The sequence below is a fragment of the Geodermatophilus sp. SYSU D00705 genome, from assembly GCF_054050135.1.
On sequence record NZ_JBJGYT010000052.1, the window covers coordinates 1 to 18,863 of the forward strand.

General features: G+C 74.3%; 15 protein-coding genes. 8 read left to right on the forward strand and 7 right to left on the reverse strand.

The window, feature by feature from the left end; translation table 11 throughout:
- The 3 genes from ACI78Q_RS22500 to ACI78Q_RS22510 form a co-directional block, all read left to right on the forward strand.
- A partial coding sequence (locus ACI78Q_RS22500; RefSeq protein ID WP_456925692.1) for a FecCD family ABC transporter permease occupies window positions 1–1,008 on the forward strand: 1,008 nt, incomplete at its 5' end.
- Complete coding sequence (locus ACI78Q_RS22505) at window positions 1,005–2,057, forward strand: FecCD family ABC transporter permease (protein WP_456925693.1); 1,053 nt, start codon at window positions 1,005–1,007, stop codon at window positions 2,055–2,057. The genes ACI78Q_RS22500 and ACI78Q_RS22505, both read left to right, overlap by 4 nt.
- Window positions 2,054–2,896 carry an ABC transporter ATP-binding protein gene (locus tag ACI78Q_RS22510; RefSeq protein ID WP_456925694.1) on the forward strand — a complete coding sequence of 281 codons (843 nt, stop codon included), beginning with the start codon at window positions 2,054–2,056 and terminating at the stop codon, window positions 2,894–2,896. Before ACI78Q_RS22505 ends, ACI78Q_RS22510 begins: the two co-directional genes overlap by 4 nt.
- A gap of 180 nt (window positions 2,897–3,076) precedes the next feature.
- On the opposite strand, the gene glnA is transcribed toward ACI78Q_RS22510, so the two are convergent.
- Window positions 3,077–4,510, reverse strand: a complete 1,434-nt coding sequence (gene glnA / locus ACI78Q_RS22515) for a type I glutamate--ammonia ligase (protein WP_456925695.1) — start codon at window positions 4,508–4,510, stop codon at window positions 3,077–3,079.
- 158 nt (window positions 4,511–4,668) lie between these two features.
- Here glnA and ACI78Q_RS22520 point away from each other — a divergent pair, with 158 nt between their 5' ends.
- Entirely contained in the window at window positions 4,669–5,088 is a 420-nt protein-coding gene (locus tag ACI78Q_RS22520; protein WP_456925696.1) for an RDD family protein, read from the forward strand.
- A 316-nt stretch (window positions 5,089–5,404) separates the two neighbouring features.
- Here the strand turns inward: ACI78Q_RS22520 and ACI78Q_RS22525 are convergent, their stop codons facing one another.
- The 3 genes from ACI78Q_RS22525 to ACI78Q_RS22535 all read right to left on the reverse strand — a co-directional run bounded on the left by ACI78Q_RS22525 (window position 5,405) and on the right by ACI78Q_RS22535 (window position 8,416).
- Window positions 5,405–6,232, reverse strand: coding sequence for a DUF4191 domain-containing protein (locus ACI78Q_RS22525; RefSeq protein ID WP_456925697.1), 828 nt, complete (start codon window positions 6,230–6,232; stop codon window positions 5,405–5,407).
- 54 nt (window positions 6,233–6,286) lie between these two features.
- Window positions 6,287–7,261 (reverse strand): lipoyl synthase, encoded by a 975-nt coding sequence (gene lipA, locus ACI78Q_RS22530; RefSeq protein WP_456925698.1) that lies wholly within the window; start codon window positions 7,259–7,261, stop codon window positions 6,287–6,289.
- Window positions 7,262–7,333: 72 nt separating this feature from the next.
- A complete protein-coding gene (locus ACI78Q_RS22535; RefSeq protein WP_456925699.1) occupies window positions 7,334–8,416 on the reverse strand; it encodes a hypothetical protein in 1,083 nt (360 codons plus the stop codon).
- A gap of 117 nt (window positions 8,417–8,533) precedes the next feature.
- On the opposite strand from ACI78Q_RS22535, the gene ACI78Q_RS22540 reads away from it, so the two are divergent.
- The 3 genes from ACI78Q_RS22540 (at window position 8,534) to leuS (ending at window position 14,438) form a co-directional block, all read left to right on the forward strand.
- Window positions 8,534–9,463 carry an LLM class F420-dependent oxidoreductase gene (locus tag ACI78Q_RS22540; protein WP_456925700.1) on the forward strand — a complete coding sequence of 310 codons (930 nt, stop codon included), beginning with the start codon at window positions 8,534–8,536 and terminating at the stop codon, window positions 9,461–9,463.
- 167 nt (window positions 9,464–9,630) lie between these two features.
- Complete coding sequence (locus tag ACI78Q_RS22545) at window positions 9,631–11,280, forward strand: glycoside hydrolase family 5 protein (protein ID WP_456925701.1); 1,650 nt, start codon at window positions 9,631–9,633, stop codon at window positions 11,278–11,280.
- 254 nt (window positions 11,281–11,534) lie between these two features.
- A complete protein-coding gene (gene leuS / locus ACI78Q_RS22550; RefSeq protein ID WP_456925703.1) occupies window positions 11,535–14,438 on the forward strand; it encodes a leucine--tRNA ligase in 2,904 nt (967 codons plus the stop codon).
- A gap of 133 nt (window positions 14,439–14,571) precedes the next feature.
- Here leuS and lipB read toward each other — a convergent pair whose 3' ends face one another.
- Together lipB and ACI78Q_RS22560 are read right to left on the reverse strand one after the other, a co-directional pair.
- Window positions 14,572–15,213, reverse strand: coding sequence for a lipoyl(octanoyl) transferase LipB (gene lipB / locus ACI78Q_RS22555; protein WP_456925705.1), 642 nt, complete (start codon window positions 15,211–15,213; stop codon window positions 14,572–14,574).
- A 78-nt stretch (window positions 15,214–15,291) separates the two neighbouring features.
- Window positions 15,292–16,026 (reverse strand): Type 1 glutamine amidotransferase-like domain-containing protein, encoded by a 735-nt coding sequence (locus ACI78Q_RS22560; RefSeq protein ID WP_456925706.1) that lies wholly within the window; start codon window positions 16,024–16,026, stop codon window positions 15,292–15,294.
- Window positions 16,027–16,179: 153 nt separating this feature from the next.
- On the opposite strand from ACI78Q_RS22560, the gene ACI78Q_RS22565 reads away from it, so the two are divergent.
- Window positions 16,180–17,829 (forward strand): serine/threonine-protein kinase, encoded by a 1,650-nt coding sequence (locus ACI78Q_RS22565; RefSeq protein WP_456925707.1) that lies wholly within the window; start codon window positions 16,180–16,182, stop codon window positions 17,827–17,829.
- A gap of 1 nt (window position 17,830) precedes the next feature.
- Here the strand turns inward: ACI78Q_RS22565 and ACI78Q_RS22570 are convergent, their stop codons facing one another.
- Window positions 17,831–18,736 carry a TIGR01777 family oxidoreductase gene (locus ACI78Q_RS22570; RefSeq protein WP_456925708.1) on the reverse strand — a complete coding sequence of 302 codons (906 nt, stop codon included), beginning with the start codon at window positions 18,734–18,736 and terminating at the stop codon, window positions 17,831–17,833.
- Window positions 18,737–18,863 lie beyond the last annotated feature (127 nt).

Sequence of the window (18,863 nt, forward strand, 5' to 3'; positions counted from 1 at the left end):
GCCGTCGTGCGGCGTCCGGGGCCGGTCCGGTTCCTCTGGCTGCTGGCCGTCGTCGCGGTCCTCGCCCTGCTGATGGCCGCCTCGGTCACGATCGGGTCCCGGGACGTCGGCTGGTCCGACATCGTGGCCGCCGTCGGCGGGTCCTCCGACAACATCGGCCAGGCCGCGGTCACCAAGCGCATCCCGCGCACGCTGCTGGCGGTCCTCGTCGGCGCGGCGCTCGGGCTCTCCGGCGCGGTCATGCAGGGCGTCACCCGCAACCCGCTGGCCGACCCGGGGGTCCTCGGCATCAACATGGGCGCCTCGCTCGCCGTGGTCGTGGGCCTCGCCTGGTTCGGGTTGTTCTCGTCGACCAGCATCATCTGGACGGCGATCGCCGGCGCCGCGCTCGCGGCGGTGTTCGTCTACGCCGTCGGCTCGCTCGGCCGCGGCGGGCCGACCCCGCTGAAGCTCGCCCTGGCCGGCGCGGCCACGTCGGCGGCGCTCGTCTCCTTCATCACCGCCGTCGCCCTGCCGCGCGGCGACATCGCCGAGAGCGTCCAGTCCTGGGAGATCGGCGGGGTCGGCGGCGCGACCTCCGGCAGCATCGCCACGGTGCTGCCCTTCCTGGCGGTGGGGTTCGCCGTCAGCCTGCTCTCGGCGCGCAGCCTCAACTCCCTGGCCCTGGGCGACGAGCTCGCGGCCGGCCTCGGGGAGCGCGTCGCCGTGGCCCGCGGGGTCGCGGCCCTCGGCTCGGTCCTGCTGTGCGGCGCCGCCACGGCGGTCGCCGGCCCGATCGGCTTCGTGGGGCTCGTCGTCCCGCACCTGTGCCGGCTGCTGGTCGGTGTCGACCACCGCTGGCTGCTGCCGTTCTCGGCGCTGGCCGGCGCCTGCCTGCTGACCGCCACCGACGTGCTCGGCCGCATCGTGGCCCGCCCGGCCGAGATCGACGTCGGCATCATCACCGCGCTGGTCGGCGCCCCGTTCTTCATCGCCGTCGTCCGCCGGCAGAAGGTGCGTGAGCTGTGACCGCGGGCCTGCTCCTCCCGGCCGCGGCCGTCGACGCCGTCGCCCGCGGCCGGGTCCGCCGCGCCTCCCGCCGGCGCCTCGTGATCGCGGTGCTGACCGTCCTCGCCGTCGTCGCCTTCGCCGTCACGCTGATGGTCGGGCAGACGTTCTACCCGCCCGGGGACGTGATCCGGGTCGTCCTGGGCCAGGACGTGCAGGGCGCCACCTTCACGGTCGGCCGGCTGCGGCTGCCCCGGGCGGTCCTCGCCGTCGTGGCCGGGCTGAGCTTCGGGCTCGCCGGCGTCACCTTCCAGACGATGCTGCGCAACCCGCTGGCCAGCCCGGACGTCATCGGCATCAGTGCCGGGGCGAGCGCCGCGGCCGCCTTCGTGATCGTCTTCCTCGGCTGGAGCGGGGCCGCCGTCTCCGTCACCGCGATCGTCGCCGCGCTCGTGGTGGCGCTGCTCGTGTACGTGCTGGCGTTCACGGACGGGGTCGCCGGCACCCGGTTGATCCTCATCGGCATCGGCGTCGCCGCCATGGCCAGGAGCTTCATCGCCTACGTCCTGGACCAGGCCGGGGCGTGGGACCACGCCGAGGCGCTGCGCTGGCTCACCGGGAGCCTCAACGGCAGCACCTGGGAGTCGACGGTGCCTGCCGTGGTCGCCCTGGTGGTGCTCGGTCCGGTGCTGCTGACGCAGACGCGGGAGCTCTCCGCCCTGCAGCTGGGGGACGACACCGCCTCGGCGCTGGGGGTCCGCGTCGAGCGCACCCGCCTGGTCGCGATCGTCGCGGCGGTCGGGCTGATCGCCTTCGCCACCGCCGCGTGCGGGCCGATCGCCTTCGTGTCGTTCCTCGCCGGACCGATCGCCGCACGGATCGTCGGGCCCAACGGGTCCCTGCTGGTGCCCGCCGCCCTGGTCGGGGCGCTGCTCGTGCTGGTCGCCGACCTGGTCGGCCAGTTCGCCCTGGGCACCCGCTTCCCGGTCGGCGTCGTCACCGGGGCGCTCGGCGCGCCCTACCTCGTCTACCTGATCGTGCGCACCAACCGCGTAGGAGGCTCGCTGTGACGACGGACCACTCGCTGGCGGCCGAGGAGCTGGTCCTCGGCTACGGCGAGCGCACGGTCATCGACGGTCTCGACCTCACGGTGCCGGCGGGCCGGATCACCGCGATCGTCGGCGCCAACGCCTGCGGCAAGTCCACGCTGCTGCGGTCGATGTCGCGGCTGCTCAGCCCCCGCGGCGGCCAGGTCCTGCTCGACGGCAGGGCGGTGCACCACCTGCCCGCCAAGGAGCTGGCCCGCACGCTGGGCCTGCTGCCGCAGTCCCCGATCGCCCCGGAGGGCATCACGGTCGCCGACCTCGTCGGCCGCGGCCGCCACCCGCACCAGCGCGTCTTCTCCCGGTGGAGCCGGGAGGACGATGCCGCGGTGGCCACGGCGCTGGAGGCGACCCGGACCACCGAGCTGGCCGACCGGTCGGTCGACGAGCTCTCCGGCGGGCAGCGCCAGCGGGTGTGGATCGCCATGGCCCTCGCCCAGCAGACCGACCTGCTGCTGCTGGACGAGCCGACCACCTTCCTCGACGTCGCACACCAGGTGGAGGTCCTCGACCTGCTGACCGACCTCAACCGCACCCGCGGGACGACGATCGTCATGGTCCTGCACGACCTCAACCTCGCCGCCCGCTACGCCGACCACCTCGTGGCGCTGGCCGACGGGCGGCTGCACGTGGCGGGCGACCCGGCGGCGGTGCTCACCGAGGAGAACGTCCGGGCGGTGTTCGGGCTCCACAGCCGGGTCATCGTGGACCCCACCTCCGGGCGGCCGCTCATGCTGCCGATGGGCCGGCACCACATGACGGCGTCCGCCGGCGTCCGCGACACCGGCGTCCTGCCCCTGGGCTGACCACGGCACGGGCGTCCTGCCCCTCGGCCCCTGCGGCCGAGTGGGCAGTCGTGGTCGCTCCCGGCGGCGTGCCCGCGCGTGTCGGCGGCTGCAACTGCCCACTCGGGCACGCGCGGCCGGTCCGGAACGCACCGCGGCCCCCGCCCTCACGACGAGGGCGGGGGCCGCGGTCAGGCCGACTCAGATGTCGTAGTACATCGCGAACTCGTGCGGGTGCGGGCGGAGACGGATCGGGTCGATCTCGTGCTCCCGCTTGTACTCGACCCACGTCTCGATCAGGTCGGGGGTGAACACCCCGCCGTCGACCAGGTACTCGTGGTCGGTCTCGAGCGCGTCGAGGACGGCGTCCAGCGAGGCCGGGACCTTCTCGATGCCCAGGGCCTCCTCGGGCGGCAGCTCGTAGAGGTCCTTGTCGACCGGAGCCGGCGGCTCGATCTTGTTCTTGATGCCGTCGAGGCCGGCCATGAGCATCGCCGAGAAGGCGAGGTAGGGGTTGGCCGATGGGTCGGGCACGCGGAACTCGATGCGCTTGGCCTTGGGGCTGTCACCGGAGATCGGGATGCGGCAGCAGGCCGAGCGGTTGCGGGCCGAGTAGACCAGGTTGATCGGGGCCTCGTAGCCGGGCACCAGGCGGTGGTAGCTGTTGACCGTCGGGTTGGTGAAGGCCAGCAGCGACGGAGCGTGGGCCAGCAGACCGCCGATGTAGTGGCGGGCGGTGTCGGACAGGCCCGCGTAGCCGGTCTCGGCGTGGAAGAGCGGCTCGCCGTCCTTCCAGAGGCTCTGGTGGCAGTGCATGCCCGAGCCGTTGTCGCCGTAGAGCGGCTTGGGCATGAAGGTGGCGGTCTTGCCGTGCGCCCAGGCGGTGTTCTTGATGATGTACTTGAACAGCATCAGGCTGTCGGCCGACCGCAGCAGCGTGTCGAACTTGTAGTTGATCTCGGCCTGGCCGCCGGTGCCGACCTCGTGGTGACCGCGCTCGAGCTCGAGGCCGGCGTTGGTCAGGTTGGTCATCATCGTCGACCGCAGGTCGCTGTAGTGGTCGTAGGGCTCGACCGGGAAGTAGCCACCCTTGGCGCGGGTCTTGTAGCCGAGGTTGGGGCCGCCGTTCTCGCCGGTCAGGGCGCCGGAGTTCCAGGAGCCCTCGATCGAGTCGATGTGGTAGTAGCCCTCGTTGATGCCGGTCGAGTGCCGGATCGAGTCGAAGATGTAGAACTCCGCCTCCGGCCCGAAGTAGGCGGTGTCGGCGATGCCGCTGCTGGCCAGGTAGGCCTCGGCCTTCTTCGCCACGTTGCGCGGGTCCCGGCTGTAGGCCTCACGCGTGATCGGGTCGTGGATGAAGAAGTTGACGTTCAGCGTCTTGTGCACGCGGAACGGGTCGAGGAAGGCGCTGTTGGCGTCGGGCAGCAGGAGCATGTCCGACTCGTTGATCGCCTGGAACCCGCGGATCGAGGAGCCGTCGAAGCCGAGCCCCTCGGTGAAGGTGTCCTCGCCGAACGTCGACGCCGGGATGGTGAAGTGCTGCATGACGCCGGGCAGGTCGCAGAAACGCACGTCGACGTACTCGACGTCGTTGTCGCGGATGTAGGCGGCGACCTCGTCGGGACTGGTGAACATCGATCCTCCGGGTGTGGGCGGACAGCCGAACGGAAAACTACGAGCGCGGAGTTGCCCCGCAGTGTCTCCGGTGTTTCAGAGCGGTAACAACGGCGCGGGCGTGTCGCCGGGCGCCGGTGGCGGGGGCCGGTCGCAGGACGGGTCCTACGCTGGCGGTCATGGTCGGGAACGTGCAGCCACCCTCTCAGGAGCGTCGCCGCGGGGCGTCGCTGGGGCTGCCTGCTGAGGGTCCCGGGTCGCTGGCGACCTTCAGCAGCCGCACCGGCGCGTTCGTCGTCGACGTCCTCGCCTCGGCGCTCGTCGCGGGGCTGGTCACCGCGCCGGACCTGCCGGGCAACTGGAGCCTGCTGTCCTTCGGCCTGGTCACCGTGGTGACACTCGTCATCTTCGGCCAGACGCCCGGAATGCGCCTGTTCGGACTGCGCCTGGCGCACCCGCGGCCCGGGGCGCGCCTGGCGCCGTGGCGGGCCGTCGTCCGCACCGCGCTGCTCATGCTGCTGGTGCCCGTGCTGGTCGTGGACGCCGACGGTCGCGGCCTGCACGACCGGCTCACCGGCACCGCCGTCGTCCGCGACTGAGCACTCCGCGATCCTCGATCGCACCGCGACCGGGTGCCGTCCCCGGCCGCCGTCGAGCCGCTGCCCGTGTCGTGCACGTCCGCCCGGCCCCGGCTCACGAGTGGGCACCGGGGGTCGCGCGGCGCGGCGTGTCGGCGCGTGTCGGCGACGTCAACTGCTCAGTCGGCCGGTCTTTAAGGAGCGCCCCGACGACCTTCGGTGCCCGGGCCCCGCACTCGCTCCACCGCGGCCGCGTGCCGTCCCGGGTGCCGTCGCCGTGGCCGGAACGCACGAGAGCCCCCGCGCCGGTCGGCATGGGGGCTCTCGTCGGGTCCTCCTAGCGGCGGCGGACCTGGCGCTGGCTCACCGACATCTGCCGCCCGCCGGGCAGCGGGCCGCCGGGGACCGGCATCCGGGCGCCGCCGAGGGCGGCCAGCCGCTTGCGCAGCGCGTTGAGCTCGGCGCCGGAGAGGTTGCGCGGCAGCTTCATCACGTGGGCGCTGAGCTTGCGCAGCGGCACCTGCCCCTCCTCGTCGCCGACGAGGATGTCGTAGATCGGGGCGTCGCCGGAGATGCGGGCGACCTTCTTCTTCTCCTGCGCGAGCAGCGGGCGGACGCGGGACGGCGCGCCCTCGCCGACCAGGACCACCCCGGGGCGGCCGAGCACCCGGTGGACGGCGTCCAGCTGCGTGGTGCCCGCGACGCCGGAGGAGACCTGCCAGTCGCCTCGCATGCCCTCGAGCACCCAGGCCGCCGCGCCGGGCTGGCCCTCCACCTGCCGGTACGCCGAGCCCTGGGCCCGGCGGCCGAACACGATGAGCGCGACCAGCGCACCGAGCAGGATCGCGAGGGGGAGGAAGAGGAACGGCGAGCCGAAGAGGATGCCGAGCAGCTCCACGACCGCGGCCACCGCCACGAAGACGATGAGCATGATCCACGGGAGCTTCGGGTCGTTCTTGCGGGTCAGCGAGTAGGCCTGCTTGATCATGCGGGCCTGGTTGCCGGCTCGCTTGAGCCGGCCGACCTTCGGCTGCCCGTTCTTGTCCAGCTTCGTGCCGGCCTTCGCCCCCGCGGCCGTCGACCCGCCCCGGCCGCGGGCGGCGGTCGGGCCCCGCCCGGCCTTGCCGGTCGGTGCGGGGGAGTCGGGAGACTTGCTGCGCGCCATGCTCACAGGATAGGGGCGCGACCGGGCCGGTCCGGTGGACCGGCCCGGACTCCCTCAGACGGAGGGGGTCAGGCCCCGCGCCGCCACGGCCTGCTGGTAGAGCCGGCCGGCCCGGTAGGAGCTGCGCACCAGCGGCCCGGCGAGCACGCCGGGGAAACCGATCTCCTCGGCGGTCCGCTGGAACTCCACGAACTCGTCGGGCTTGACCCACCGGATGACCGGGTGGTGCCGCGGGGAGGGGCGCAGGTACTGCGTGATGGTCAGCAGGTCGCAGCCGGCCTCGTGCAGGGCCCGCATCGTCTCGACGACCTCGTGCGGCTCCTCGCCCATGCCCAGGATCAGGTTGGACTTGGTGACCAGCCCGGCCTCGCGGGCCGCCGTGATCACCGCCAGCGACCGCTCGAAGCGGAAGCCGGGACGGATCCGCTTGAAGATCCGCGGCACGGTCTCGACGTTGTGCGCGAGCACCTCGGGACGGGAGGAGAACACCTCCGCCAGCTGGCCGGGGTCGGCGTTGAAGTCGGGGATGAGCAGCTCGACCCCGCACCCCGGGACGGCGGCGTGGATCTGGCGGACCGTCTCGGCGTAGAGCCAGGCACCGCCGTCGGGCAGGTCGTCGCGGGCGACGCCGGTGACCGTGGCGTACTTCAGCTGCATCGTCGCGACGCTCTCGGCCACCCGGCGCGGCTCGTCGGCGTCGAAGTCCGCGGGCTTGCCGGTGTCGATCTGGCAGAAGTCGCAGCGCCGCGTGCACTGGTCGCCGCCGATGAGGAAGGTGGCCTCGCGGTCTTCCCAGCACTCGTAGATGTTGGGACAGCCGGCCTCTTCGCAGACGGTGTGCAGGCCCTCGCGGCGCACCAGGGACTTCAGCTCGGTGTACTCGGGGCCGGTCTTCAGCCGGGTCTTGATCCACTCGGGCTTGCGCTCGATCGGCACCTGGCTGTTGCGGACCTCCAGGCGCAGCAGCTTGCGACCGGAGGGTGCGATCGGGGAGTCCGAGGAGGGGGTCGGGGCCACCGTCTCACTCATGATCGGCCACGGTACTCCCGACGCGCGCCGCCCCCGTCGCGTCGGCGACGGGGGCGGCGTGGAGGGGTGCGATCAGGGCTGCTGGTCGCGCGGGCCGGCGGTCGGGCTCGGGTCCGGGGCGTTACCGCCGGAGGTGTACGGCTCCGGCCGCGTGTCCTCGGGTGCGGTGGGCAGGTCCGGACCGTCGCCCTCGACCAGCTGCGCGTCGCGCATCCCCATGTCCGACTCCTCCGGGGAGGCGTCGCCAGGGGTGTCCTGGGCGGTGGAGACGGTCTTGCCGGAGTTGCTGGGTGAACTGGGCACGGGGTCCTCTCGGTAGCTGGGCACGGGCCCGTCGCCGGTGGGGGCGGGGGTCCACAGGTCGTCGTCCTTGCGCCGGCGGAGGGCGGCGAAGGCCGCCGCGCCGACCACCAGGACGGCGAGCAGCCACGGCCAGCGGCGGGGCGCGGGCTCGACCCCGATCTTCCGCTTGACCTGCCTGCTCGTCCTGGCCGCCTTCTTCTCGAGGGCCCGCCGCCGCTTTGCGGCCTGCTTCTTGGCCTTGGCGGTGGTGGCGGTGAGCTCCTCCCGCCGGACGTCGAGCTCCTCCAGGGCGGTGTGGAGGCCGGCGGCGATCGACTCGCGGGTGGACTCGAGCACGGGGCTGACCGCCTCACGGGCGGCGAGCACCTTCGGCGCGGCGTAGGCCAGCGTGGCGGCCTGGGCGGCGGTCAGCCGGGGGACGACGTCGTGCTCGAGCGCCTTGTGCGCCGCCTCGCGGGCCGCCTCCATCCGCGGTCCGAGGTCGGACGCGGCCCTGCTGGCTGCCAACTGCGCGGCGGTGAGGGCCGACGCGACACGGGGCGCGGCCGCCTCGCGGGCGGCCTCCACCCGCGGGCCGAGCGCCTCGCGGGCGGCCTCCACCCGCGGGGACAGGGCGTCGCGGGCCGAGGCCACGGCGGGGGCGGCGACGGCCACGGCGGCCGCCACCTTCGGTGCCACGGCGACCTTGGCCGCCTCCAGGGCCGGCCCGGTCGCCTCGCGGGCGGCCTCGACGCGCGGTGCGAGCTGTTCCGCCGCCGCCCGACCGGCCTCCGCGACCGCCGTGCCGATGTGGCTGAAGCCCTCCTGGAGCTCCTCGCCGATGATCTGGCCGTGCGTCTTCTTGCGGAACACGGGATGCACCTCCGGGTTGATCGTCTCGGCGGCCCATCCTGCCCGCTCGCCGCGTCGGGCACACCCCGGAGGGATCTCCGGACAGCGGCCCGGGAGCGTCGTGGATAGCGTCGCCGGGTGCAGCTACGCATCTTCACCGAGCCCCAGCAGGGCGCCACCTACGACGACCTGCTCGCCGTCGCGCGGCGGACCGAGGAGGCCGGCTTCGACGCCTTCTTCCGGTCCGACCACTACCTCACGATGGGGGGCGACGGCCTGCCCGGACCGACCGACGCCTGGGTCACCCTGGCCGGGCTGGCGCGCGAGACCAGCCGCATCCGGCTGGGCACGCTGATGACCGCGGCGACCTTCCGCCTGCCGGGCCCGCTGGCGATCTCGGTGGCCCAGGTCGACCAGATGAGCGGCGGCCGGGTGGAGCTCGGCATCGGCGCCGGCTGGTACGAGGAGGAGCACCGGGCCTACGGCATCCCGTTCCCGGAGCTCGGCGAGCGCTTCGACCGGTACGAGGAGCAGCTCGCCGTCATCACCGGGCTGTGGGGGACGCCGGCGGGGGAGACGTTCGACTTCGCGGGCGAGCACTACCGGGTGGCCGGGTCGCCGGCCCTGCCCAAGCCGGTGCAGGCCGGCGGCGTCCCGGTCCTGGTCGGCGGCCGCGGGAAGCGCCGCACCCCGCGGCTGGCGGCCCGCTACGCCGGGGAGTTCAACGTGCCCTTCGCCTCCGTCGAGGACAACGCCCGGCTGTTCGCCGGGGTGCGGGAGGCCTGCGAGGAGGCCGGCCGCGACCCGTCGTCCATGGTGTTCAGCTCCGCGCTCGTGCTGTGCGTCGGCAAGGACGAGGCCGAGCTGGCCCGGCGGGCCGCCGCGATCGGCCGTGAGGTCGACGAGCTCCGCGAGCACGGGGCCGCGGGCACCCCGGCCGAGGTGGTCGACACCCTCGGCCGGTACGCGCATGCCGGGGCCTCACGGGTCTACCTGCAGGTGCTGGACCTGGCCGACCTCGACCACCTGGACCTGGTGGCCGCCGAGGTCGCACCCCAGCTCGACTGACGCGCGGAGGCTCGACCTCAGGTGGAGGTTGAGCCCCTGACGGGTGACCCGGGGCACGACCGGGCGACGACGTCCGTTGTCCGGTCGTGCCCTCAGCCGTCTCCCGGAGGTCCCCCGTGCAGGACACGCTCGGACGTCGTCGCGCCGGCCGGCGCAGGTTGCGCCTGATGCTGGTGCCGATGCTGCTGGCCGCCGCGTGCAGCGGCGAGCGCGAGCGCGACACCCAGCCCGGGGACTTCGTGCGCGCCGAGGGCAGCCGCCTGGTGCTCGACGGCGAGCCGGTGCGGCTGGAGGCCGTCAACTTCTCCAACGACTACCACCGCGACCTCTCCGCGGCCGACCTCCTCACCTCGGCGCACCACGGGGAGGAGGACCTCGCGCAGGTCGCCGAGATGGGCTTCACCGACGTCCGCTTCGCCTTCGACGGCGACTGGTACGCCGAGGACCCCGACGCCTTCTTCCAGTGGCTGGACCGCAACGTCGAGTGGGCCCGCGAGCACGGTCTGCGGCTGGTGCTCGACCTGCACACCCCGATCGGCGGGTTCTGGCTGGACCCCACCAGCGACGCGGTCAGCTTCGACGTCTGGACCGACCCCGAGGTCAGGGCGGCCAACGTCGCGATGTGGCGGGACGTCGCCGCCCGCTACGCCGACGAGCCCACGATCGCCGCCTACGACCTGCTCAACGAGCCGGTGACGGTCGACGCCGACGGTCAGCAGTGGCGCGACCTGGCCGCGGAGCTGGTCGCCGCCGTCCGTGAGGTCGACCGCAACCACCTGCTCGTCGTCGGCGCCCTCTACGGCGTGGACGGGCGCTACGGCACCGCGGGGCTCGACCCCCACTTCCTCGTGGACGACGACAACGTCGTCTACGACTTCCACTTCTACGAGCCCATCGACTACACGCACCAGTACGCCGCCTGGGTCGAGGGCCCCATCCAGGACGGCGGGGGCTACCCCGAGCCCGAGACGATCCTGCCCACCGGCGACCGGGTGCTCCTGCCCGACAGCGGGATCGCCACACCGCCGCTGCGCCCCGGCACCACCGACTGGGCGGTGTACGACAGCGGCGTGGTGCCCGTCGACGACCCCGCAGCGGTCGCGGCCATGCCGCTGGTCGTCGCCGGCGGCGGGATGACCGGCACCGCCGCCTTCGACGCGATCACGGTGACCGAGCACGGTCCCGGCGGGGAGGTCCTGCGCGAGCTGGTCACCGACCCGCTCGACCCCGACAGCGCGCTGGACTGGTACTCGTGGGAGAGCACCGGGGACGGAGCCGCCGTCTCGCGCTTCGAGCGGGGCACCACGGGGGTGGACGACGGCGCGAGCCTGGTGGTGGCCGACCCGCCCGCGAGCGGGAGCGACGTCGCGGGATGGAGCAACGACGGCCACCTGTTCCCCGTCACCCCGGGCAACGGCTACCGCGTGCAGGGCTGGATGCGGGGCGAGGGCGTCGGCGGGGGCGGGGCGGGGGCCACGGTCCGGCTGGACGTGTACGGCCGGTCACCGGGGGCGGCAGGGGACGGCTTCCTCGGCCGCGACCGCGCCTACCTCGAGCACGCGATGCAGGAGCACCTGCAGTTCGGTCGCGAGCACGGCGTCCCCATGTCGGTGATGGAGTTCGGCGTCGTCCGGCAGGCGTTCGAGATGCCGGGCAAGGGCGGGGACCGGTGGGTCGCCGACATGCTGGACCTGCTGGAGGAGAACGACCTGAGCTTCGCCTACTGGGAGTACCACGGGAACTCGATGGGGATCCGCCTGGCGCCCGGCGAGCTCAACACCGTCCTGCACGACGTCCTGGTGCGCGAGCTGGACTGAGCGGACGGGCCGGCTCGGCCGGCGACCGTCGCAGCGGGCGCCGGTCCAGCCACTCCAGGAGGTCGGCGACCGGCCGTCCTCCCCGCGCACGGCTCCGGCCGCCGGCGGGCGCGCGGTAGGATCGTCCCCGTGACCGGCCGGCTCCTCCTTCTCCGGCCGTGCTGACCTGACCGTCCGCGTCAGCACGGCGACCCCTCCTGTGCGAGGGGTTTTTTCATGTCCGCCGCCGGTACGAGCCTCCAGGAGCACGAACGATGAGCCAGACGGCCAGCCAGCCTGTGACCGACCCCGCCGGTGAGGGCGTCCCGCCGCACCGGTACACCCCGGCGCTGGCGCAGCGGATCGAGCTCGCCTGGCAGGACCGCTGGGAGGCCGAGGGGACGTTCCACACCCCGAACCCCACCGGCTGGCTGTCCGCGGGCTTCGAGCGGGTCGCCGACCGCCCCAAGTTCTTCGTGATGGACATGTTCCCGTACCCCTCGGGCGCCGGGCTGCACGTCGGCCACCCCCTGGGCTACCTGGGCACGGACGTCACCAGCCGGTTCCGCCGGATGGACGGCGACAACGTGCTGCACCCGATGGGCTACGACGCCTTCGGCCTGCCCGCCGAGCAGTACGCCGTCCAGACGGGGCAGCACCCGCGGATCACGACCGAGGCCAACATCGCGGCCATCAAGGCGCAGCTGCGCCGCCTGGGTGTCGACCACGACGACCGCCGCAGCTTCGCCACGATCGACCCGGGTTACTACAAGTGGACCCAGTGGATCTTCCTGCAGATCTTCGGCTCCTGGTTCGACGAGTCCGCCGACGGCGGCCGCGGCCGGGCCCGGCCGATCGAGGAGCTGGTCGCCGAGCTGGACGCCGGCACGCGCCGGCCCGCCGCGGGGACGAACGAGACCGGCCGCCCGTGGGCCGAGCTGGACGAGGTCGAGCGGCGCCGGGTCGTCGACGCCCACCGGCTGGCCTACCTGCACCAGGCACCGGTCAACTGGTGCCCCGGGCTGGGCACGGTGCTGTCCAACGAGGAGGTCACGCCCGACGGCCGCTCCGAGCGGGGCAACTTCCCGGTGTTCCGGCGTCCGCTGACCCAGTGGATGATGCGGATCACCGCCTACGCCGAGCGGCTGCTGACCGACCTGGACCGGCTGGACTGGTCGGACTCGCTCAAGCAGATGCAGCGCAACTGGATCGGCCGGTCGACCGGTGCCCGGATCGGCTTCAGCTGCGGGGACGAGACCATCGAGGTCTTCACCACCCGGCCCGACACCCTGTTCGGCGCCACCTACATGGTGCTGGCCCCGGAGCACCCGCTGGTCTCCGAGCTGACCGCCGCCGCGTGGCCCGACGGCACGGACCCCCGCTGGATCGGTGGCGCCGCGACGCCCGCGGAGGCCGTGGCGGCCTACCAGCGCCAGGCGTCCCGCCGCTCGGAGCTGGACCGCCAGGACGCCGGCCGCGACAAGACCGGCGTCTGGCTGGGTGTCACCGCCGTCAACCCGGTGAACGGCCGCGAGCTGCCGGTGTTCATCGCCGACTACGTGCTGACCGGCTACGGCACCGGCGCGATCATGGCGGTGCCCGGTGAGGACGCCCGCGACTTCGAGTTCGCGGAGGTCTTCGGGCTGCCGGTGGTCCGCACGGTGCAGCCGCCGGAGGACTTCGACGGCGGCGCCTACACCGGCTCCGGCCCGATGATCAACTCCGCCAACGACGAGATCTCGCTGAACGGCCTGGACAAGGCCACCGCGATCGCGACGATCACCGACTGGCTGGTCGAGCACGGCCACGGTGAGGCGACGACCACCTACAAGCTGCGCGACTGGCTGTTCAGCCGGCAGCGCTACTGGGGCGAGCCGTTCCCGATCGTCTACGACGAGGAGGGCCTGCCCGTCGCCGTCCCGCAGTCGATGCTGCCGGTGCTGCTGCCCGAGGTCGACGACTACTCGCCGAAGACCTTCGCCGACGACGACGCCGACTCCGCGCCCGAGCCGCCGCTGTCGCGCGCCACCGAGTGGACGACGGTCGAGCTGGACCTGGGCGACGGCCCGCGGCGCTACCGCCGCGAGACGAACACGATGCCCAACTGGGCCGGCTCCTGCTGGTACTACCTGCGCTACCTGGACCCGGGCGACGACGAGCGGATGGTCGACCCGGAGCTGGAGCGGTACTGGCTGGGCCCGCGCGGCGAGGGCGACGTCGGCGGCGTGGACCTGTACGTCGGCGGGGTCGAGCACGCCGTGCTGCACCTGCTGTACGCCCGCTTCTGGCACAAGGTGCTGCACGACCTGGGGCACGTGTCCAGCGAGGAGCCGTTCCGCCGGCTGGTCAACCAGGGCTACATCTCCGCCTACGCCTACACCGACGAGCGCGGTTTCTACGTGCCGGCCGCCGAGGTGGTGGAGGAGGACGGCCGCTTCCTCCACGAGGGCAAGCCGGTCAACCGTGAGTACGGGAAGATCGGCAAGAGCCTGAAGAACATGGTCACGCCCGACGAGATGATCGGCGCCTACGGGGCCGACACGTTCCGGGTGTACGAGATGTCCACCGGCCCGCTGGAGCAGTCCCGGCCGTGGGAGACCAAGGCGGTCGTCGGCTCGCAGCGGCTGCTGCAGCGGATCTGGCGCGTCGTGGTCGACGAGGAGACCGGGGCGGTCCGCGCCGCCGACGGGCTCGAGCCCTCCGAGGAGACGCTGCGGGCGCTGCACCGGGCGATCGACGGCGTGCGCGACGGCATGGCCACGCTGCGGTTCAACATCGCCATCGCCCGGATCACCGAGCTGACCAACCACCTCACCTCTGTCTACGGGGCGACCTCGCCGGTGCCGCGGTCGGTCGCCGAGCCGCTCGTGCTGCTGGTGGCGCCGCTGGCCCCGCACATCGCCGAGGAGCTGTGGTCGCGGCTGGGCCACACCGACTCGGTGGCGTGGACGCCGTTCCCGGTCGCCGACGAGCGCTGGCTGGTCGAGGACACGGTGCAGGTCGCCGTCCAGGTGAACGGCAAGGTGCGGTCGCAGGTCACGGTGCCCGCCGACGCCGACGCCGCCGCGCTCGAGGCCGCCGCCCGCGCCGACGAGAAGATCGCTGCCCACCTGGACGGCAGGACCGTGCGCCGCGTCGTGGCGGTCCCCGGGCGGCTGGTCAACTTCGTCCTGGGCTGAGGATCGGGCCGCCCGGGCGGAGGACCGGGCGGCCGGGCCGTGCTGAGCCGAGGGGCCGAGCGCTCCCGGGCCGGCCAGGGCTCCCGGCGGCCGTGGCCGGGCCGCCCGGTCCCTCCCGGGCGGCCGGCCACCGTCAGGTGGCGGGGACCAGCGTGAGCACCCGCCGCATCGCGGCCTCCACGGCGTCGATCACCTCGGCGACGGGCACGTCGCGGCCCAGCTCGGCCGACAGCGACGTGGCGCCGGCGTCGACGATGCCGCACGGGATCATGTTGGCGAACGCCGCCATGTCGGGGTCGCAGTTGAGCGCGAACCCGTGCATCGTGACGCCGCGGGCCACCCGCACGCCGATCGCGGCGACCTTGCGGTCCGGGCCTCGCTCGTCGGCCCGCACCCAGACGCCGCTGCGCCCCTCGACCCGCTCGGTGGCCTGCCCCAGTCCGGCGCAGACCTCGATGAGCGCCGCCTCCAGCCGCCGGACGTGGGCGACGACGTCCACCGGATCGGTCAGCCGGACGATGGGGTACCCCACCAGCTGCCCGGGGCCGTGCCAGGTGATCTTGCCGCCGCGGTCGACGTCGATGACCGGGGTGCCGTCGAACGGCCGCTCGTGCGGCTGGGTCCGCTTGCCCGCGGTGTAGACCGGCGGGTGCTCCAGCAGCAGCAGCGTGTCGGGTGCGGAGCCCTCCACGACGCGGGCGTGGAGCTCGCGCTGCCGCGCCCACGCCTCCTCGTAGTCGACCAGGCCGAGCCGGAGAACCTGCAGATCGCTCACGGAGCCCAGCCTAGAGAAGGGACCCTCCTGCCCCCACCCCGTCGCCCGCTCGGGGCGGGACCCTGCAGGAGGGCCGTCCTAACACAGCCGCCGGGGTTCGAGCCGGGTCTCGACGGCGGTGCCGTCCGGGCCGCGCTCGACCCGGTAGGCGGCCTTGTCGGGCCGGTCGGCGACGGCCTCCACCAGCTCGGTCCCGCGGTAGACCAGCCCGACGCCGTCGTCCGTGGCGTGCCCGCCGGGCAGCGTGCCGTCGGCGACCAGCTGGTGGTAGAGCGGGCGCCGCTGCTCCTCGGTGTCGTAGTGCACGCCGTTCGACGTGGGGATCAACGCGAGGCCGTCGGTCACCGGGCGCAGCTCCGGACCGAAGGAGTCGGTGGTGCCGCCGACGTGCCAGCACAGCGACCCGGCCGACACCCCGCCCAGGACGACGCCGGCCTCCCAGACCTCCCGGAACAGCGCGTCGAGCCCGTGCACCCGCCACACCGCGAGCAGGTTGGCCACGCTGCCGCCGCCGACCCAGACCACGTCCTGCGCGAGCAGGTGGGCGCGCACGTCGGGCACCGTCGGCATCGTGAACAGGCTCAGGTGGCTGACCTGGACACCGCTGCCGGCGAAGGCGCCGTAGACGCCGGCGACCCGCACCGGGTCGTCGCCGGTCGCAGTGCCCAGGTAACACAGCTTCGGCCGCTCGCCGGCCCCGGCGAGGTCGAACGCGAGGTCGAAGACCGGGCCGGGGGCCCAGTCGTAGGGGCCGCGGCCACGGGAGGCGAAGCCCATGCTGGTCGCCAGGATGGTCGGTGCGGAGGCGGGCACGGTCGGGCAGCTCCTCGCGGGGTGGGGGACGGGACCTGTCGAACCTAGGTCGCTGCGGGGCGGCACGGGCGGCCGGGGCGGCACCGGTGGACGACGGCCCCGCCTGTGGACAACGGGAGCACGGCCGGGCCCCGTCGACCTACGGTGCCCGCCATGCCGACACCTCCTCCCGCCCCGCGTGGATCCGCCGACGCCCCCGTGGTGCCCGGGTACCGCCTCGAGCAGCTGCTGGGCCGGGGGAGCTCCGGTGAGGTGTGGCGGGCGGTGCCCCGGTCCGGCGGGGCACCCGTCGCGGTCAAGGTGCTGGTGGCCGGTGACCCCGAACGCCAGGCACGTGAGGCGGCGCTGCTCGGGGAGCTCGACCACCCCCACCTGGTCGGGCTCCGGGAGGTGGTGCACCAGCCACGACGGGGTGGGCAGCCACGGGTGGCGCTCGTGCTGGACCTGCTGCCCGGGGGCAGCCTCGCCGCACTCCTGGCCCGTCGCGGCCGGCTCCGACCGGGGGAGGTGGTCACCGCGATCGCTCCGGTGGCGGCCGCCCTGGCGCACGCCCACGAGCGAGGGGTCGTGCACGGTGACCTCTCCCCGGGCAACGTCGTCTTCACCGCCGAGGGCCGCCCGGTGCTCACCGACCTCGGGGTGGCGCGGGTGCTCGGCGAGAGCGCGGCGGCCGAGGTGACGCCCGCCTACGTCGACCCCACGGTGGCCCGCGGCGGCGCGCCCGGTCCCGCCTCCGACGTGTTCGGGGTGGCTGCCGCGGCCTTCCACGCCCTCACCGGGGTGGCGCCCTGGAACGCCGCCACCCCGGCCGACACCCTGCGCGTCGCCGCTGAGGGGCAGCTGCCCGACCTCGCCGAGCTGGCACCGGCAGCTCCCGCGGAGCTCGTGGCCGTCATCGCCCGCGGGCTGTCCCAGGACCCGGCCGAGCGTGGCTCGGCTGCGGCGTTCGCGCTGGACCTGCGGCACGCCTGCCGGCCGGAACCGGTGCGACTGGCCGCGCCCGCCGCTGACGAGGACCCGGCGGGTGTCGGCACCGGCCCGCGCACGGAGCTGACGCACCAGGTCCCCGGCCGTCACCGTCGACCGCCCGCGCCGCCGGCTCCGGTTGCTCCCGGGCCGGCGGCGCGTCTCGTGGCGGCGATCCGGGAGCGGGGAGCTGCGGCCTCGCCCCGGGCGCTGGTCGCCCGGGTGGGCGTCGTGCTCGCGGCGGGCATCCTGGTGACGGGCGCGCTCTGGCTCGGGGGTCCGTCGGGTGAGCCGGCCGGGCCCGCGGGAGGACCGGTGGCGGCGGGGCTGGACGGGCAGGCCGCCACCTCGAGCCCCACCCCGGCTCCTGTGGAGGAGGCGGCGGGTGCGGCCGCGGGCGGCAGGACGGCGACCGAGGCCCTGGACGACCCTGACTCGGCGGAGGCGTGGGCGGCCCGGCTCGGCGAGCTCTACCAGCGGCGTGCGGAGGCCTTCCGCACCGGTGCCGCTCAGCTGCTCGACGAGGTCCACACGAGCGCCAGCCCCCTGCTGGCCGCCGACCGCACGACCGTCGAGGCGTTCGCCCGGGCCGGGGAGACGGTCCGGGGCTTCGCGCCGGCGGTCGTCCGCGTCGCGGTGGTCGACGGCGGGGTGGGGGAGGGCCGCGTGACCCTCGACGTCGTCGACACGTGGCCGGCCTACGAGGTCGTCACGGCCCGGGAGCCGGATGGACGAGCCGTCCGGGCGGTGGATGCCCGCGGCGAGGCGCAGGTGCGGATGACCCTGGCCGAGCGCGACGGGGGTTGGCGGATCGACGCGGCGGAGCGGACGGGATGAGTCAGCGGCGGTGGAGTGCTGACCGCAGCGCGGCGTCCAGGTCCGTGTGGGTCCAGGTGAAACCGGCCTCCTCCAGCCGGGCCGGGAGGGCCCGCTGCCCGGCCAGGATGCCCACGGGCGCGAACTCCCCGACGGCCAGGCGCAGCGCGAGGCCGGGCACCGGGAGCGCCGCGGGCCGGTGGACGGCGCGGGCCAGGGCACGGGTGAACTCGGCGTTGGTGACCGGCGTGGGCGCGGTGAGGTTCACCGGCCCGGCGACGGGGGCGGTGAGCAGGAAGCGGATGGCGTCGACCTCGTCGGTCAGGCTGATCCACGGCCAGTACTGCCGGCCCGAGCCCAGCCGGCCACCGACCCCGAGCCGGAACAGCGGAGCCAGCCGGCCCAGCAGCCCGCCGGGGCCCAGCACGAGACCGGTCCGGAGCAGGGTCACCCGGATCCCCGCATCGGCCGCCGGTGCGGCCGCCGCCTCCCACTCGGTGCAGACCCGGGAGAGGAAGTCGTGGCCGGCCGGAGCGCGCTCGTCGACCGCGGTGTCCCCCGTGTCGCCGTACCAGCCGACCGCCGAGCCGGAGAGGAGGACGCGCGGCCGGGTCGGGTCCGCCGTCGCGGCCGCCGCCATGGCCTCGCTGACGGTGCGGGTCGCGTCCACCCTGCTGGCGAGCACGCGCTGCTTGTGCTTCGCGGTCCACCGGCGGTCGCCGATGCCGACGCCGGCCAGGTTGACCACGGCGTCGACGTCGCTGAGCAGCGCAGGGTCGATCCGCCGGTGTTGCGGGTCCCAGCGGTGCTCGTCAGCGGTGCGCGGTGTCCGGCGCACCAGCCGGAGGACGTCGTGTCCGTCGGCGCACAGCGCAGGGACCAGGTGGGATCCGATCAGCCCCGAGGAGCCGGTGACCGCGATCTTCATCTGTCTCCTCGCCGAGCTCGGGCAGCGGAACGCGATCGGGGGGCCGCCGGGGCCCCGGGGGCGCCCCGCGGGGGGGGGTGGCCGGTCACCCCGCCGCCCCGGTCATTAAGGGCCGCCCCCCCCGGCC

Excerpts from the sequence above, each read along its gene's own strand:
- glnA (WP_456925695.1), bottom strand. The coding sequence starts at position 4,510 with ATGTTCACCAGTCCCGACGAGGTCGCCGCCTACATCCGCGACAACGAC.
- ACI78Q_RS22520 (WP_456925696.1), top strand. The coding sequence starts at position 4,669 with ATGGTCGGGAACGTGCAGCCACCCTCTCAGGAGCGTCGCCGCGGGGCG.
- ACI78Q_RS22525 (WP_456925697.1), bottom strand. The coding sequence starts at position 6,232 with ATGGCGCGCAGCAAGTCTCCCGACTCCCCCGCACCGACCGGCAAGGCC.
- lipA (WP_456925698.1), bottom strand. The coding sequence starts at position 7,261 with ATGAGTGAGACGGTGGCCCCGACCCCCTCCTCGGACTCCCCGATCGCA.
- ACI78Q_RS22545 (WP_456925701.1), top strand. The coding sequence starts at position 9,631 with ATGCTGGTGCCGATGCTGCTGGCCGCCGCGTGCAGCGGCGAGCGCGAG.
- leuS (WP_456925703.1), top strand. The coding sequence starts at position 11,535 with ATGAGCCAGACGGCCAGCCAGCCTGTGACCGACCCCGCCGGTGAGGGC.
- ACI78Q_RS22565 (WP_456925707.1), top strand. The coding sequence starts at position 16,180 with ATGCCGACACCTCCTCCCGCCCCGCGTGGATCCGCCGACGCCCCCGTG.
- ACI78Q_RS22570 (WP_456925708.1), bottom strand. The coding sequence starts at position 18,736 with ATGAAGATCGCGGTCACCGGCTCCTCGGGGCTGATCGGATCCCACCTG.